Below are 13,967 nucleotides of genomic sequence, written 5' to 3'. Positions count from 1 at the left end.
CGCAGTTCTGCGCCCGCCCCGGCATGGCAGGGGAGGGCCGGGGAGGGGTGCGCTTCGTTCCCGCGAGCTTTTCAACCACGCGAATCCCGGGTTACCATCCGCCGGCCAAGGCGGGTGTAGCTCAATGGTAGAGCTGTAGCTTCCCAAGCTACTGACGAGGGTTCGATTCCCTTCACCCGCTCCAGCTCAACACCAAAGCCAATCAAGTCATTGGTTTTGCTAAGAAAAGCAAGGCACCAGACGGGACTTTTTCCGTCTTGATACCAGTCTTGGTATCAACCTGCGTATCAAGCTGGCTATCAACGCCCAGCTTGGTCGGGTGTCCAGCATGAAGCCTTACATCTACTATCGGTCAGGCGTGGCTTACGCTCGCGTCTATGTACCGTTGCGCCTGAAGCATTGCTTCGGCGGTCGGTATCTCGTCCAGCGTCTTGGGTTCGTTTCCAAAAATGTCGCAAGGTTGAAAGCGGAAATTTTCGCCTATGCGGTTGAACAAGGGGGTTCCGTGTCCGATGTGAAATTAGGCGGTTTGATTGTGAAGGCTGGGGGCGTAACGCTTGACACGTCCCGTCCTGAAGACCTTCAAGACCTGAAAGACCTTGGCATCCACGATGCCTTCATGGGTGCAGTGAATTCGCGGTTGAAGCGGGAAACGGAACGCAAGAACTATGAAGCGGTCATGCGTACCCACGAACCGTATGCCCCTGAACATGTTTACCGTCTGGAGGAGGTCGTTGAAATCTACCTCCGCGAGAAATTAAGCGGGGTCGAAGCCGATCAGCATCAACGCTTGAAGTTCATCCTGACCACATTCCTGCCGTCGCTGGTGGACATGGCAACCCTGACAAACAAGCTCAACCCTCAACACATCAAGGAAGCCGTGTTGAAGCGGGTGGGAATGATGCCCTCCAACATCGATAAGTCTCCCGACTTCAGGCGTTACGTCGCGGGGGATAGACCGCTGGGTCTGGATCTGCTGTGGCTGGCTTTGGACGATGGGCAACACCACGGTTATAAGACCATCGCCGCTGGGACCAAAGATCGCTACATGGACACGCTCAAAGCGTTCTGGCGCTGGGCGGAAGGCTCCAAGATTTACAACATGCCTCCGTCGCCTTTCGCGTTGGTCAAGAAGTTCAAGAACCGCAAGGCCGTAGCGGCTGGCGAAGTCCTGCGGAAGCGTCCGTTTACCTTGGACGAACTACAGCGAATTTTCGCTGATAGCGTCATTGTCGGCCTTCCCGAAGAGTGCCGATTTTGGGTGATGATGATTGGCTTGTTCTGCGGTTGTCGGGTCAACGAAATTGCCAGCCTCCAGCTTGAAGACCTCCTCGAAGTTGAGGGGCTTATGTGTATCAAGGTGTCCGATGACCTGGACAGGCAAAGCGTCAAGAACGATGCATCCCGCCGTATGTTTCCCGTTCCACAAGTTCTGCTGAACTACGGCTTCGCGTCCTATGTGGAACGCATGAAAGGCACCGGCCAGCCCTATCTGTTCCCGCTGTTCTTCAGCGAGAACTACAAGTTCGGCAAGGAAGCATCAAGGCAATTCAATCGCCTTATCAGGACAAAGCGGGTTGGTGTCCTCGACCGCGAGGTAACCTTTCACAGCCTCCGCCATACGCTCATCAACGCCTTGCGTGATAGCGGGGCTGACGCCAAGACCATCGGCGATATTTCAGGGCACACTACGGAAGCCACCGACGACGTGCTCCATCGTACCTATCTGAAACCCGACAAGGCGGGGAAGCTCAAGGAGGCGCTGGATAAGGTCAGCTATGAAGGCTTGACTATCCTGAACCCGCACAAGGATGCTCCGGGCGTGGTCAAGCGCTGGCATGCCAAGGAACGGGCGTGGTTGAAAGCGAACAAGGGACGGCTTGAAGCGTGACGGTCTGATATGGAAAAATGCATACCTGAAAATTAAGCTGACCTTGAAGCCCTGCCATTGGTGGGGCTTTTCTTTATGTGGGTCATGCGGTCGCTCGTATTCGGCGTGCAATGCCCCCTGAAACGCTCTAAATCGCCCTGTAAGGCTCTCCCGCCCCTATCGGCCTACAACGCGCGACCGCGACCCCGGAACGCTCGCCACGGGGCTAAAAACGCGAAATTGGGTTTTTTCATATATTTGGCTTTAATTGTGCCAATCGGGGTTATTTGCCTCAATTGGGGATTTGGCTTGCGCATTTAGGGAAATAATCGATCTATTGGGAATAATTGGGATTCTTCCCTGCTTGGGCTTTATCCGTTCCTGCCTCCCTCGGGATAAATGGGGTTCTCCGATAACCATAATGGTGGCAATAGGTCGGGGTTGCCCAAACGGGGTTCCCGGCTGAGGGTGGGGCTTCGCCTTGCCCGCAGGGCCGGGCCAAGCATGCCCGTTTGGGCAATATATCTGATATGGGTGATTTCCTACGTGTAAATTAAAATCAAAAATAATCGCTACCATGTCGTCATAGATAACAAAAATCATGGTTTTGTATGGAATGCGATGTATATGGCGATCAGCTATTCAAAAATAATCTAGGTCTATTCTCTTACGCTGGCGACACGTTTGAACAGGGGATGTATAAATACCCGTTTGCTGAAGCCGTCGGTAAGCGATACCTCGACCCGAATAGCAGTAACAGGGTTTGGGCGATGGTGTTTGACATTGATCGTCCGCAGGCGTCTATGGCTTGGGATGACGCGATGCTGCCGGAACCCAACTGGACATGCCAGAACCCCGAGAACTCCCACGCCCATCTCGGGTATGCCTTGGCGGTTCCTGTTTCCAGAAGCATAAACTCCCTTCGAAAGCCCCAGGCGTTAATGGCACGCGTTGAACACGCCATGAGTACGGCGTTAGGTGCCGACCCAGCCTACGGCCACAGGTTCACTAAAAATCCCCTCCATCCAACATGGCGAACCTTCTACGGTCGCGGGAGTGGCTACGACTTCGAGGAGCTGCGGAGCTATCTGCCTGACCACCTCCCGTTAATCAGGAATCGCGGGGAAGCCATCGGGGAAGGTCGCAACGTGCTGTTGTTTACCGACCTTCGTAACTGGGCTTATCGGGCAAGGTTGCGGTTCCCCAGTCTCGACGCTTGGTTGAGGGGCTGCTTTGAAAAAGCGCAAGCCATGAACAGCCAGTTTCATGCTCCGCTGCCGTTGTCCGAAGTCAAGGCCACGGCCAAAAGCGTAGCAGCGTGGACATGGGATCACATGTCGCCGGAGAAGTTTGCCGCGATACAGGCGAGGCGTTCCGCAAAGGCTTCCGTTTTGCGCCAGTCCAACAAAATGGACCTTACCGCGCGAATGCTGGGAGCGAGCATATGAGAATTAACGAGCCAGTCCGAAAGCGTCACCCGAACATCACAGCCCGCGAGTTGGCCGCGAAGTTCGACGTGTGCCCCCGAACCGTTCGAAATCATGTTGCCGAAAGCAGGGAGGATTTCGAACGACGGGCCGCCGACCGCCGTAAGGCCGTCTTTGACATGCGGTTTCATCTGGGCATGTCTTATGACGAAATTGCCGTTGCGATGAATGCCACCAAGCCTGCTGTTACAAGGCTTTTCTTTGCTGCCAAGAAAGAGCATGCCCCCGACTTTCCTGCGGGCCGGAGGATAGCAACGCTTCGGCGTCCGCAATCCTGCGTTCAGTAAAAGGCCCCAAGAGGGTTCCAAGCCTTGCTGCTCCCTCGACAAAAGCCAGATTGCCTGGACGGCACCTTCAAGGACTGGGCTTGAATGAGGTGGCCTGCCTGCTTTTGACTTGGGCTCTTCGTCCGAAGGACCCCACTCTTTGCGCGAGCAAAGTGGAGTGGGTCCCCCAAGGGGCTAACGCCCCCTTGACCCCCACGCTTCGCTGTTTGCCTGCTGGCAACTTGGCGTCGGCAATGCGTGCTTGCTCCTGTGTAACCTTTGCGACGAGATCTGGCGAAAGACGCTTCGCGACATCGATAAACGAAAGCAGGCGGTCTGTCGTTTGTTGTCTTTGATCGAGTTCGTCTTGAAGATTAGCCGCGCGCGCCTCTGCTTGGTTGGTACGTTCACGGCTCGAACGGAGCGCCCGTTCTATCCGCTCTAGCTCTCGCTTCAGCCGATCAACCTGCACGCGTAGCGGCCGCACGACGTCGGCAATGTAGGCTCTGACCTTTGTTCGATATGAACGCAGACGGTCCAGTGTCTTGTCGACAGGAACGACTTTCCCCCGCTTGAAAACGCCAACCGTCATCGCGTCTCGCTCGATGTCAGGGCGGACCGGCATCCCGCTCAAAATGGCCGCTGGCGTGGCGTTCACTGCGGTATAAAATTGTTTGATGCTCTCGTGCCTCGCGGTGCTTCCACCCACCCCTCGTTCCAACCCGAGCAGGGCCATCCTGCTGGCGTACTGCGTCTGCCATTCCGCAAGGGCATCGCGAGCTCCGCCGAAGACGTTCTTGTGACTTAACCGCCCGTCCTTGACAGGAACCAAGATGCAATGGATATGCGGAGTCGTTTCGTCCATGTGAACCACGGCGCTTACTATGTTGGCCCCGAAGGTCTCAACCAGCCACCTTCGGTTCTCCGCAATCCATGACCCGAGTGCTCTTCCGTCCTCGAAGAACTCCGGGCTCGCGGTCAGGAGCACTTCGCTGGCGAGCACCGCATCTTTCCGCCACTTCTTGATACCGGCCTCGGCCAGTCGTGCCTTGACCGCCACCACCAAGTCCTGATCGCCGTCAATCAAGTTCACGTTGAGGTGCTTTCTCGCCGGGTCAGCATTTCGACACTCCCTGAGCCGCAGGTTGTGCTTCCCCGCCGCACTGATGTTGCCGAACGTCTTTAATTTTCCAATTCGTAAAATTGCATAAGCCATGAGATAACGATGCGTAGTTAATGTTATCTCATGGTACGGAATAGCTTTGAGTTATTAACTTGATCAAATGGTTACCATGTGTATATCAAAACCATGAGCAACCGATTATGTATGATGTCGAATATGAAAAACTACGCAAGGCAATTGGCGGCCATGTCACGGAGCTTGCTGCTCTGGACTTCGAAAACTTCAACGACTTCGCCAACGAGGATCTTGCGCTCAAAGGGCAGCTTGACGCGGTGATGAGAAACCTTTCCGACGCAACGACCGGCGTCAATCAAGTGCTCTTCGAAATTGGGCAATTTCTGGACAGGAAATACGGTTCGCCTGTAAAGCCGAAGTCTGTTCCGGTCTCCGCGAAGGCAACACCAAAGCCTTGGGAGCGTAAAGTTTGACAAGGAAGCATAGCAAGAAACCCGGCACGGTGGCCGGGCTTCTAGTGTGCTTCGGAAAATCGTCTACCCTTTAAAGATCAAAACTTGCGAGTGGAGTTGAGCCTTTGCTATACGGGAAAGATTTAGAAATCCCGACATTGTAGTGAGCATGGGTAGCTTGCAGGTTGATGAAGGAATCGTAATTGACAATTTTCGCATAAATCGTTCCGGTGAAACCTAAGCTGCCAGCACCGCTTAAATTTTGTCGTGCGCTCTCTATCTTTTCTGCCAATGATTTATCTGTAACTTTCAAATGGCAAATATTGGGATTCGCACTTTTTACCCACCGGATATTACCGGGGCTGCCGGTGTTAAGGCAAAGCGAACTGCTTAATTTAAAAGATTGGCTTGAAAAATCGTATCCATTGAAAATATTAGGAGGATCTGCCATCTCACCATCAGCCGTCACGTCAGAGAATTTTACATATTTAACACCCTTGAACTTTACAAACCCCTGCTTCAACGATGCCAAATCCTCTTCCATCATCTGATGCTTTTTGAATGCGTTTTGCTCTTGCTTGTAACTCGGCTCGAGCGTGTTCATGATGTCTTCGTCAGTGAAGCCTGTTCCGTTGGCAAAAAACCATTTTGAAGGCCATTGGTTATCGCCCGTCACGTCAAGATAGCTTGAGAGTGGTTCGTCGAGATCCTTCTTTGCCTCGGCTTCTTTTGTATTTGTGCTTGGTTGCGTGTTCGCGTTTTCTTGCGCATTTCCATTCGTTTTGGCATGGCTGTCGGCGGGGGTGGCTGAGTCGTTTTCGGATGCCTTTTTTGAGCACGCTGACAATGTCAAAAAGCCGCTCGCGACAACGATTAGCAAGAACTTCCATTTCACTGGACTGCCCTCTGTTTATAATGTTTGGCCTTATTACTGTCCCGATGGATCAACTTATCGGTGCATGTTCCTTACCCAGCCTGGCTTTCGATGAATTACGAAGGCTGCTAGCACGCCTGCAACGGCACCGACTATACAGCCAGGCACAGCGCCAGCCATGCCGTTGGCCATGAAGCCAAGGACGATACCGGCTATCCAGCCAATGAGCCCCATGCCCTTCCACTGCGAAGTCAACGGGCCGGACCGTTTCTCTGCGCCACAACGGCAAACGATTGCGCCACTAGGTAAATCATGTCCGCAAAATGGGCAGTGGTCACTCATGGTCGTTGCTTCCCTTAGTTGGAAAATAAGACAGGTGCGTCTTTGTTTTCTTGATCGGTGTTTTCATGTAGGCCTGCGACTGGCATCGCGTAATAATCCATTTCTTTGGTTTGTTCGTTTTTAACTTGGTAGATGGTGAGAAGCACTTTGTACTGCCGGGTGCCGTCACTAATTTCAACATGACAAAATTGCCAATTTTTAAAACGTTTTCCGTAGTTTTCTCGATCTGCAGCCGACATTTCCATCTGATCCATCATGTCGCTCGATTGAGGGAAGCATTTACCTACGGAAATATCTATCTTGCTGATTGGGATGCGGTTGTATCTCCCGTTCAAGTTAAAGGTCTGCAACAGCCACCTTTTCAAGCCTTCTTGAACGTTTTCAGGCGAAGGCTTGGACGAACATCCTGCAAGCATTGATGCCATCGCGATTCCGCACGCAAGCGAAAACGCGACAAAGAACGATCTCTTCATCGTCAAACTCCTTTGGTGATCTATGGGTTCCCTTGGACATCTTTGCCCCCTGTAGGCAGATGCTATTCAACTTACGAAGTTGAGTATCAACCTGTAGCGTCCTTCAGGTCAACGCCGCTGAGACTCAACCTTGCAAGTTGAGTCAGCGAGGGTTGTGGATGTGGACCAGAAGCGAGAGCGCGAGCTGGCGATACGGCTCGGTCAGGCCATCGCCAAGGAACGGGCAAGGTGCGGTCTGACGCAAGGCGAGGTGAGCGAGAGAATAGGCATCGGCACGGAGCAGGTTTCCCGGATTGAACGAGGGATGACCTTTCCATCGGTGCGCCGTCTCGTCGAGTTCGCGGAACTTTTCAATTGCTCTGTGGACACGCTTGTCCGGAGAGGCAGCGATCTGCTGCCCGACCAAGAGGCCATGTTCCACGACATTCTTGCCGGCATGAAGGACACGCGCGACCGGGAGTTCCTGCTATCCCTTGCCGAGCAGTTCTCGACACATATGGGCGGAAAGAAGCACTGAAGCGGGGCCTGCAGGGGACAATAGCCGAAGGCTTTGCTGTTGGGCGGAACGGTCGCGCTGGCTGCCTTTTCCCGTGGCTTGCCCGCCCTGTTTCGTGTGATAAAGTTGGTTCGGGTTTGGGTATCAAAGGTGATACCAAACGCCTGCAGATCACAACGTTCTGCAACAGTCAACCCCTGAAAGTCTCTTGTTTTTCATTGGGTTGGAATATTCGGGGATTGGTGGCGATTGATCCGGTCGTCTCCCTTCACCCGCTCCACTCCCGGCCCCCGAGTCATCCCGAATCCTCATGGCGGACCTGATCACCCTCGGTTGGCGGGAGCGGCTGGCGTTGCCGCAGCTGGGTATCGGCCTGCTCAAGGCCAAGCTCGATACCGGCGCGCGCAGCAGTTCGCTGCATGTGGACACCCTCGAGGAGTTCCAGCGCGACGGCGCGACCTGGCTGCGTTTCACCCTGCATGTCGGGCGGCGCCAGCCGGTGGAAACCCGTTGCGAGGCGCCGGTATGGGATCGCCGCACGGTCACCGACACCGGCGGCCGGCGCACCGAGCGCTGGTTCATCCGCAGTGAAGTACAACTGGCCGGGCAGCAGTTCAGCGTCGACATCAACCTGACCGATCGCCGGCATATGCTGTTTCCGCTGTTGCTGGGCCGCAGCGCGCTGAGCGGGCGCTTTGCGGTGGACCCGGCGCGTTCCTACACCCAGCCGCGGCCAGTGACGGCGGCCACGGACCTTTGATGACGGCCACTCCATGAAGATCGCGATCCTGTCGCGCAACACCCGACTCTATTCGACCAAGCGCCTGGTCGAGGCCGCGCGCGTGCGCGGACACGTGGTGCGCGTGTTCGATCCGCTGCGCTGCTACGTGCGCGTCGCGCCGGGCGCGTCGTCGATCCGCTACAAGGGCAAGGAGGTGCGCGACATCGACGCGGTGATCCCGCGCATCGGCACCACCAGCACGTTCTACGGCACCGCCGTGCTGCGCCAGCTGGAGATGATGGGCGTGTACACGCCGAATCCGTCCGACGCGGTGCTGCGTGCGCGCGACAAGCTGCGCTGCCTGCAGATCCTCGCCGCGCAGGGCATCGACATGCCGGTGACGGTGTTCGGCGACAACCCGGACGATGCCGACGACGTGCTGGCCCTGCTCGGCGACCCGCCGCACGTGATCAAGCTCAACGAGGGCAGCCAGGGCACCGGCGTGGTGCTGGCCGAGAAGCGCGCCGCGTCGCAGAGCGTGATCGAGGCGTTCCGCGGGCTGTACGCGAACTTCCTGGTGCAGGAGTTCGTGGCCGAGGCGAAGGGCAGCGACCTGCGCTGCTTCGTGGTCGGCAAGAAGGTGGTGGCGGCGATGCAGCGCGACGCCATACCGGGCGATTTCCGCGCAAACCTGCACCGCGGCGGTACCGCGCTGGCGGCCGTGTTGAGTGCCGAGGAGAAGCGCATCGCGGTACGTGCCGCCGGCGCGCTGGGGCTGGGCATCGCCGGCGTCGACCTGTTGCGCTCGAAGCGCGGCCCGCTGCTGCTGGAAGTGAATGCCTCGCCCGGGCTGGAAGGCATCGAGGCCGCCACCGGTGTGGACGTAGCCGGCGCGATCATGGGCCTGCTGGAGGCGCAGGCGCGCGAGGGGTCTGCGGAAACCCGTCCGCATCGCAGGCCGGTCAGGGCCTGAGCGGACCCGCGCGCCGCGGAAGCGGCTCTCCCATGGCGAGGCATCGCGGCGGGATGAGAACGGGTTAACCGCACCGTAACCCCGGACCCCCTATAAAGCAGCCACTGTTTTTTGCGGCACGGCGGCCGGCACGGCCTGGTGAGGCAGACAATGGTATCGGGGCAGTAGCTTGGGCCCAGGTGGCGACGGCAAGTCGTGCATCTGGGCCTTTTTCTTGCCTGCGCGGCGCCCCATTCAGTTTCACGGCGCGGCCGGCGCACCGGCTTCACCCAAGATTGTTAAGCTTGCAGCTCCAGCCGGCCCGTGCGCCGGCTGCGCAGGAGTAACCCATGCGCGTACTGGTGATCGAAGACAACAGCGATATCGCGACCAACATCGGCGATTATCTGGAGGACCGCGGCAACGTGGTCGATTTTGCGGGCGACGGCGTGACCGGCCTGCACCTGGCGGTGGTGCACGATTTCGACGTGATCGTGCTCGACCTCACGCTGCCCGGCATGGACGGCCTGGAAGTAGCGCGCAAGCTGCGCCACGAGGCGCACAAGCAGACCCCGATCCTGATGCTGACCGCGCGCGACGCGCTGGAACAGAAGCTGACCGGCTTCGAGTCCGGCGCCGACGACTACATGACCAAGCCGTTCGCGCTGCAGGAACTGGCTGCGCGGCTGGAAGTGCTGGCGCGCCGCGGCAAGGGCCCGCAGAGCCGCGTGCTGAAGGTGGCCGACCTCACCTTCAACCTCGACACGCTGACGGTGAACCGCGAGGGCAAGTCGATCCAGTTGAACCCGATCGGCCTGAAGCTGCTGCAGGCGCTGATGGAAGCGAGCCCGTCGGTGGTGACCCGGCAGGACCTGGAGCAGCGCGTGTGGGGCGAGGAGCTGCCGGACAGCGATTCGCTGCGCGTGCACATCCACGGCCTGCGCGCGGCGATCGACAAGCCGTTCGACAAGCCGCTGATCCACACGCGGCACGGCATTGGCTATCGGATGGTCGAGCCGGATGCAGTCCAGGCGTAAGCTGCGGTTCCGCCTCATCGTCTCGTTCGCGCTGTTCGGCTTCGGCCTCAGTGCGCTGTTCGCATTTGCGGCGTTGAACATCCGCACGCGGGTGGAGGATCAGCTGGTCAACGCCAGCCTGATGGACGACGCCAAATGGGCGAATCAGCAGGCGCGCGAGCATCCCGGTGCCCCCAGCGGCTCCCGCTTGCTCACCGGCACGGTGCTCAGTGATCGCACCTTGTACAAGGCACCGCTGACCTGGCAGAGCCTCGAAAACGGGGTGCACGACATTTTCGAACCGGGACCGGACGGCGAGGAACACCATTACAAGCTGGCCGTTTATCGCGAAGGCGGCATCATCAGCTTTCTGCAATACGACGTGTCGCGCGAAGAGCTCGGCAAGCAGCAACTGCTCTTCAGCGTCATCGGTGCAGTATTCCTGTTCGGCCTGCTCTCGCTGGCGATCGGCCTGTGGCTGTCGCGCAAGGTGCTCAAGCCGGTCAGCGAGCTGGCCAACCGCCTGCGCGATTTCCGCAAGGCCGGCAAGGCCGAGCCGCTGGCACCGCATTTCGCCGACGACGAGGTGGGCGAGCTGGCGCATGCGCTGGATGAGTATTCGGCGCGGCTCACCGCGATGGTCGAGCGCGACCGCGAGTTCAATTCCGACGTCAGCCACGAGCTGCGCACGCCGCTGGCGGTCATCGCCTCCACCACCGAATTGCTGCAGGGTTCGCCCGACCTCACCGAGAAACTGAGCGAGCGGCTGAAGCGCATCGAGCGCGCCTCGCGCCAGGCCACCGAGTTGATCGAGGCACTGCTGCTGCTGTCGCGCGCCGAGCGGCGCGGTCCCACCCGCGGCGAGACCACCGAGGTGGGCAAGGTCGCCGCCGACGTGATCGAGAGCCAGCGCCCGCAGATGCGCGGCAAGCCGCTGAGCATCGAGCTTGCCGTCAACGCACCGGTCAGCGTCAACGCGCCGGCCTCGGTGCTGTCGGTGGCGCTGACCAACCTGATCGGCAACGCGATCAAGTACACGCTCGAAGGCAGCGTGCGCGTCGAAGTGGGCGATGGCCGCATCGAGGTGATCGACACCGGCCCCGGGATCAAGCCGGAGGACGCCGAGCGGCTGTTCCAGCGCGGTGTGCGCGGCGAAGGCGCCGGCGGCAGCGGCGCCGGCCTTGGCCTGGCGATCGTGCGCCGCCTGTGCGAACTCTACGGCTGGGACGTCTCGATGCGCCCGCGCACCGATGCCAACGGCGCGATCGCCAGCATCAGGTTCAGCTGACACCTCTCCTTCCTGCTGCGCAAGGGAGAGAGAGCAAATCAAGGCGGGGCACAAACGAAAACGCCCCGCATCGCGGGGCGTTTTCGCCAATCAGTGCAGTTGCTCCCTGCTCACACCTGCTCCAGCCAGCCCCACTTGTCGTGGGTGCGGCCGTCGAACAGGCCGAAGAACAGTTCCTGCAGGCGCAGCGTGACGCGGCCCGCCTTGCCGGTGCCGACCTGCTTGCCGTCGATCGAGCGGATCGGGGTGATCTCGGCGGCGGTGCCGCACATCAGCACTTCCTCGGCGAGATAGAGGTATTCGCGCGGGATGTCGCGCTCGACCACCTCGATACCGTCCTCGCGGGCCAGCGTCATCAGCGTGTTGCGGGTGATGCCGGTAAGCAGCGAGGCGCTGGCCGGGGGCGTGTGCAGCACGCCGTCGAAGACCAGGAACAGGTTCTCGCCGGCGCCTTCGCTGAGCAGGCCGGTGGAGGCCAGCGCGATGCCTTCGCCGAAGCCCAGGCGGCGCGCCTCGCGCGCGATCAGCTGACCGGAGAGGTAGTTGCCGCCGGCCTTGGCGCCGGCCGGGATGGTGTTCGGCGCGAAGCGCTGCCAGCTCGATACGCAGGCGTCGATGCCGTTCTGCAGTGCCTCGGCACCGAGGTATGGGCCCATCGGCCAGGCGGCCACGGCCATGTCGATCGGGGTTTCGGCGGAGAGGCCGAAGCCGCCCAGACCGCGCCAGGCGACCGGGCGCAGGTAGGAAGCGCCCAGGCCGTTGCGGCGGATCACCTCGCGGCAGGCCGCGGCCAGTTCATCGACCGTGTACGGCAGTGCCATGTCGTAGATCTTGGCGGACATGTACAGCCGGTTCAGATGATCGGTGAGGCGGAAGATCGCCGCGCCGTCCGGCGTGACGTAGCTGCGGATGCCCTCGAACACCGACGAGCCGTAGTGCAGCGCGTGCGACATCACATGGGTGGTCGCCTCGGCCCAGGGCTTGATGCTGCCGTTCTGCCAGATCCACTCGGGGTATTGCTGGGCCATGTCGATTCTCCATTGGGGACCGCCCATGATAACTGCTGGCCGCCGGGTCGGCGTCAGTGGCTGCGTCAATTTGCGCTGCGCAGCCACAGGCAACCGGCCTGGCGCACGAGGTCGAAACGCAGTTCCCGCGGGCTGCCGCTGCCGTCGTTGCCGCTGGTGTGCAGCACCAGCTGTTGGCCGGGCGACGGTGTCGCCGGCGTGGCATCCATGGGGGGCGGGGCGGCGGCGCTGGCGGACGCGGCCGGCGCGTCGTCGCCTGGCACGTCCACGCCCAGCAGCGGCTGTTTCATCAGCTCGGCCAGCGAGCGGATGTCCGCGATGGCCGCGCCGCGGCCGTAGCCGTCCCACAGCATCAGGCCGGCCAGGCGGTTGGCGTCGCGGCTGGCGAAGGCGTCGATCACGCTCTGGCGCAGTTCACCGGCATTGGCGGCACACAGGATCGGCGGTGGTGCGGCCTGCGGGGAGGCCGGCGCGGACGGGGTGGTGCTCGGGCCGAGCGGCGCCGCCTGCAGCGCCATGCAGGGCTGGTCGGTGAACACCGCGCCGCCGTTCGCGCCGATGCAGCGATGGATCGGCGACTGCGCCGCGGCAGGTGCGGTACAGGCCAGCAGGATCAGGCACAGCGGGGCAGCCAACCGGTGCATCGCGTCAGCATACCCGCCGCGCCGATCAGGAAAGTTGCTGCAGTACCGCCTGCGTCGCCCTGGCCCGGTTCAGCGTGTAGAAGTGCAGGCCGGGCGCGCCGCCATCGAGCAGGCGCCGGCACAGCTGCGCCACCACCTCGGCGCCGAGCGCGCGGATCGAATCGGCGTCGTCGCCGTGCGCCTGCATGCGCTTGGCGATCCAGCGCGGGATCTCGGCGCCGCAGAGGTCGGAGAAGCGCTTCAACTGGCTGAAGTTCGCGATCGGCATGATGCCGGGGACGATCGGCACCTCGACGCCGAGCCGGCGCACGTCGTCGACGAAGCGGAAATAGGCGTCCGGGTTGAAGAAGTACTGGGTGATCGCGCCGTTCGCGCCGGCGTCGATCTTCGCCTTGAAATGCTGGAGGTCGCGCAGCGCATCGTCGGCCTGCGGATGGGTCTCCGGGTACGCCGCCACCTCGATGTGGAAGTGGTCGCCGCAGTGCTCGCGGATAAAGCCCACCAGCTCGGCGGCGTAGCGGAAGTCGCCTGCGCTGGCCATGCCCGAGGGCATGTCGCCGCGCAGCGCCACGATGCGCCGGTAGCCGGCGGCGCGGTAGCCGTCCAGCAGTGCGGCGATCTCCGCCCGGGTGCCGCCCATGCACGACAGGTGCGGCGCCACGTTCAGGCCATGCTGCGTGTGCAGCCGCGCCACGGTGTCGCCGGTGTAGCTGAGCGTGGAGCCGCCGGCACCGAAGGTGACCGAGGCGTATTCCGGCTGGTGCGCCTTCAACACCTGCGCGGCACGGTCCAGCTGCGCGCGCTGCTCGTCGGTCTTGGGCGGGAAGAATTCGAAGCTGATCGACGGCATCGCACGGGTTCCTGGTGGCGGTGCCGGCGAGTATATATCTTCGTTTCGCGATGAAGCGATAGATCAAGAA

14 protein-coding genes and 1 tRNA gene are annotated in these 13,967 nt (G+C 60.3%); 8 read left to right on the top strand and 7 right to left on the bottom strand.

All coding sequences use genetic code 11. From position 1 onward, the window contains the following. Positions 1-110: 110 nt before the first annotated feature. Both RHOOR87_RS0106410 and RHOOR87_RS19580 read left to right on the top strand, forming a co-directional pair. Positions 111-184, top strand: a tRNA-Gly gene (locus RHOOR87_RS0106410). A gap of 144 nt (positions 185-328) precedes the next feature. After that, entirely contained in the window at positions 329-1,891 is a 1,563-nt protein-coding gene (locus tag RHOOR87_RS19580; RefSeq protein ID WP_027484557.1) for a site-specific integrase, read from the top strand. Positions 1,892-3,200: 1,309 nt separating this feature from the next. On the opposite strand, the gene RHOOR87_RS20590 is transcribed toward RHOOR87_RS19580, so the two are convergent. Continuing rightward, positions 3,201-3,578, bottom strand: coding sequence for a hypothetical protein (locus RHOOR87_RS20590; protein ID WP_162129407.1), 378 nt, complete (start codon positions 3,576-3,578; stop codon positions 3,201-3,203). A 133-nt stretch (positions 3,579-3,711) separates the two neighbouring features. Further along, on the bottom strand, positions 3,712-4,839 hold the full coding sequence (gene mobV / locus RHOOR87_RS19575) for a MobV family relaxase (RefSeq protein ID WP_051357934.1): 1,128 nt from the start codon (positions 4,837-4,839) through the stop codon (positions 3,712-3,714). Positions 4,840-4,946: 107 nt separating this feature from the next. Between mobV and RHOOR87_RS0106390 the strand changes: the two genes are divergently transcribed. Further along, positions 4,947-5,234, top strand: a complete 288-nt coding sequence (locus RHOOR87_RS0106390; protein ID WP_027484555.1) for a hypothetical protein — start codon at positions 4,947-4,949, stop codon at positions 5,232-5,234. Between the two features lie 70 nt (positions 5,235-5,304). On the opposite strand, the gene RHOOR87_RS20260 is transcribed toward RHOOR87_RS0106390, so the two are convergent. Continuing rightward, positions 5,305-6,108: a hypothetical protein gene (locus RHOOR87_RS20260; protein WP_155950919.1), complete on the bottom strand. Its 804-nt coding sequence runs from the start codon at positions 6,106-6,108 to the stop codon at positions 5,305-5,307. 335 nt (positions 6,109-6,443) lie between these two features. Then, positions 6,444-6,902, bottom strand: a complete 459-nt coding sequence (locus RHOOR87_RS20255) for a hypothetical protein (RefSeq protein ID WP_155950918.1) — start codon at positions 6,900-6,902, stop codon at positions 6,444-6,446. 160 nt (positions 6,903-7,062) lie between these two features. Between RHOOR87_RS20255 and RHOOR87_RS0106385 the strand changes: the two genes are divergently transcribed. The 5 genes from RHOOR87_RS0106385 (at position 7,063) to RHOOR87_RS0106365 (ending at position 11,375) form a co-directional block, all read left to right on the top strand. Continuing rightward, the gene (locus tag RHOOR87_RS0106385) at positions 7,063-7,419 is read left to right on the top strand and encodes a helix-turn-helix transcriptional regulator (RefSeq protein WP_007509422.1); all 357 of its coding nucleotides are present in this window, start codon (positions 7,063-7,065) and stop codon (positions 7,417-7,419) included. A gap of 289 nt (positions 7,420-7,708) precedes the next feature. Beyond that, a complete protein-coding gene (locus RHOOR87_RS0106380) occupies positions 7,709-8,158 on the top strand; it encodes a RimK/LysX family protein (RefSeq protein ID WP_027484554.1) in 450 nt (149 codons plus the stop codon). A gap of 13 nt (positions 8,159-8,171) precedes the next feature. Then, positions 8,172-9,092: a 30S ribosomal protein S6--L-glutamate ligase gene (gene rimK / locus RHOOR87_RS0106375; protein ID WP_027484553.1), complete on the top strand. Its 921-nt coding sequence runs from the start codon at positions 8,172-8,174 to the stop codon at positions 9,090-9,092. Between the two features lie 329 nt (positions 9,093-9,421). Continuing rightward, the gene (locus tag RHOOR87_RS0106370; RefSeq protein ID WP_007509416.1) at positions 9,422-10,108 is read left to right on the top strand and encodes a response regulator transcription factor; all 687 of its coding nucleotides are present in this window, start codon (positions 9,422-9,424) and stop codon (positions 10,106-10,108) included. After that, positions 10,092-11,375, top strand: a complete 1,284-nt coding sequence (locus RHOOR87_RS0106365; protein ID WP_007509414.1) for a HAMP domain-containing sensor histidine kinase — start codon at positions 10,092-10,094, stop codon at positions 11,373-11,375. Before RHOOR87_RS0106370 ends, RHOOR87_RS0106365 begins: the two co-directional genes overlap by 17 nt. Before the next feature lie 110 nt (positions 11,376-11,485). Here the strand turns inward: RHOOR87_RS0106365 and RHOOR87_RS0106360 are convergent, their stop codons facing one another. The 3 genes from RHOOR87_RS0106360 to metF all read right to left on the bottom strand — a co-directional run bounded on the left by RHOOR87_RS0106360 (position 11,486) and on the right by metF (position 13,897). Next, positions 11,486-12,403, bottom strand: a complete 918-nt coding sequence (locus tag RHOOR87_RS0106360; RefSeq protein ID WP_007509412.1) for a branched-chain amino acid transaminase — start codon at positions 12,401-12,403, stop codon at positions 11,486-11,488. Between the two features lie 65 nt (positions 12,404-12,468). Further along, the gene (locus tag RHOOR87_RS0106355; RefSeq protein ID WP_007509410.1) at positions 12,469-13,047 is read right to left on the bottom strand and encodes a DUF4124 domain-containing protein; all 579 of its coding nucleotides are present in this window, start codon (positions 13,045-13,047) and stop codon (positions 12,469-12,471) included. Between the two features lie 25 nt (positions 13,048-13,072). After that, on the bottom strand, positions 13,073-13,897 hold the full coding sequence (gene metF, locus RHOOR87_RS0106350) for a methylenetetrahydrofolate reductase [NAD(P)H] (RefSeq protein WP_007509407.1): 825 nt from the start codon (positions 13,895-13,897) through the stop codon (positions 13,073-13,075). Between the last annotated feature and the right edge of the window lie 70 nt (positions 13,898-13,967).

Source organism: Rhodanobacter sp. OR87 (assembly GCF_000473345.1).
GTDB classification, from domain to species: Bacteria; Pseudomonadota; Gammaproteobacteria; order Xanthomonadales; family Rhodanobacteraceae; genus Rhodanobacter; species Rhodanobacter denitrificans.
The sequence above is the reverse complement of the archived record's forward strand: the minus strand, read 5'-3'. Positions and strand labels throughout refer to the sequence as shown.

What these genes read in the sequence shown, in the direction of transcription:
- RHOOR87_RS20590 (WP_162129407.1), bottom strand. Translation starts at nt 3,578, where the DNA reads ATGCTCTTTCTTGGCAGCAAAGAAAAGCCTTGTAACAGCAGGCTTGGT.
- rimK (WP_027484553.1), top strand. Translation starts at nt 8,172, where the DNA reads ATGAAGATCGCGATCCTGTCGCGCAACACCCGACTCTATTCGACCAAG.
- metF (WP_007509407.1), bottom strand. Translation starts at nt 13,897, where the DNA reads ATGCCGTCGATCAGCTTCGAATTCTTCCCGCCCAAGACCGACGAGCAG.
- RHOOR87_RS0106380 (WP_027484554.1), top strand. Translation starts at nt 7,709, where the DNA reads ATGGCGGACCTGATCACCCTCGGTTGGCGGGAGCGGCTGGCGTTGCCG.
- RHOOR87_RS0106370 (WP_007509416.1), top strand. Translation starts at nt 9,422, where the DNA reads ATGCGCGTACTGGTGATCGAAGACAACAGCGATATCGCGACCAACATC.
- RHOOR87_RS0106365 (WP_007509414.1), top strand. Translation starts at nt 10,092, where the DNA reads ATGCAGTCCAGGCGTAAGCTGCGGTTCCGCCTCATCGTCTCGTTCGCG.
- RHOOR87_RS20255 (WP_155950918.1), bottom strand. Translation starts at nt 6,902, where the DNA reads ATGAAGAGATCGTTCTTTGTCGCGTTTTCGCTTGCGTGCGGAATCGCG.
- RHOOR87_RS0106360 (WP_007509412.1), bottom strand. Translation starts at nt 12,403, where the DNA reads ATGGCCCAGCAATACCCCGAGTGGATCTGGCAGAACGGCAGCATCAAG.
- RHOOR87_RS0106390 (WP_027484555.1), top strand. Translation starts at nt 4,947, where the DNA reads ATGTATGATGTCGAATATGAAAAACTACGCAAGGCAATTGGCGGCCAT.
- RHOOR87_RS0106355 (WP_007509410.1), bottom strand. Translation starts at nt 13,047, where the DNA reads ATGCACCGGTTGGCTGCCCCGCTGTGCCTGATCCTGCTGGCCTGTACC.
- mobV (WP_051357934.1), bottom strand. Translation starts at nt 4,839, where the DNA reads ATGGCTTATGCAATTTTACGAATTGGAAAATTAAAGACGTTCGGCAAC.
- RHOOR87_RS19580 (WP_027484557.1), top strand. Translation starts at nt 329, where the DNA reads ATGAAGCCTTACATCTACTATCGGTCAGGCGTGGCTTACGCTCGCGTC.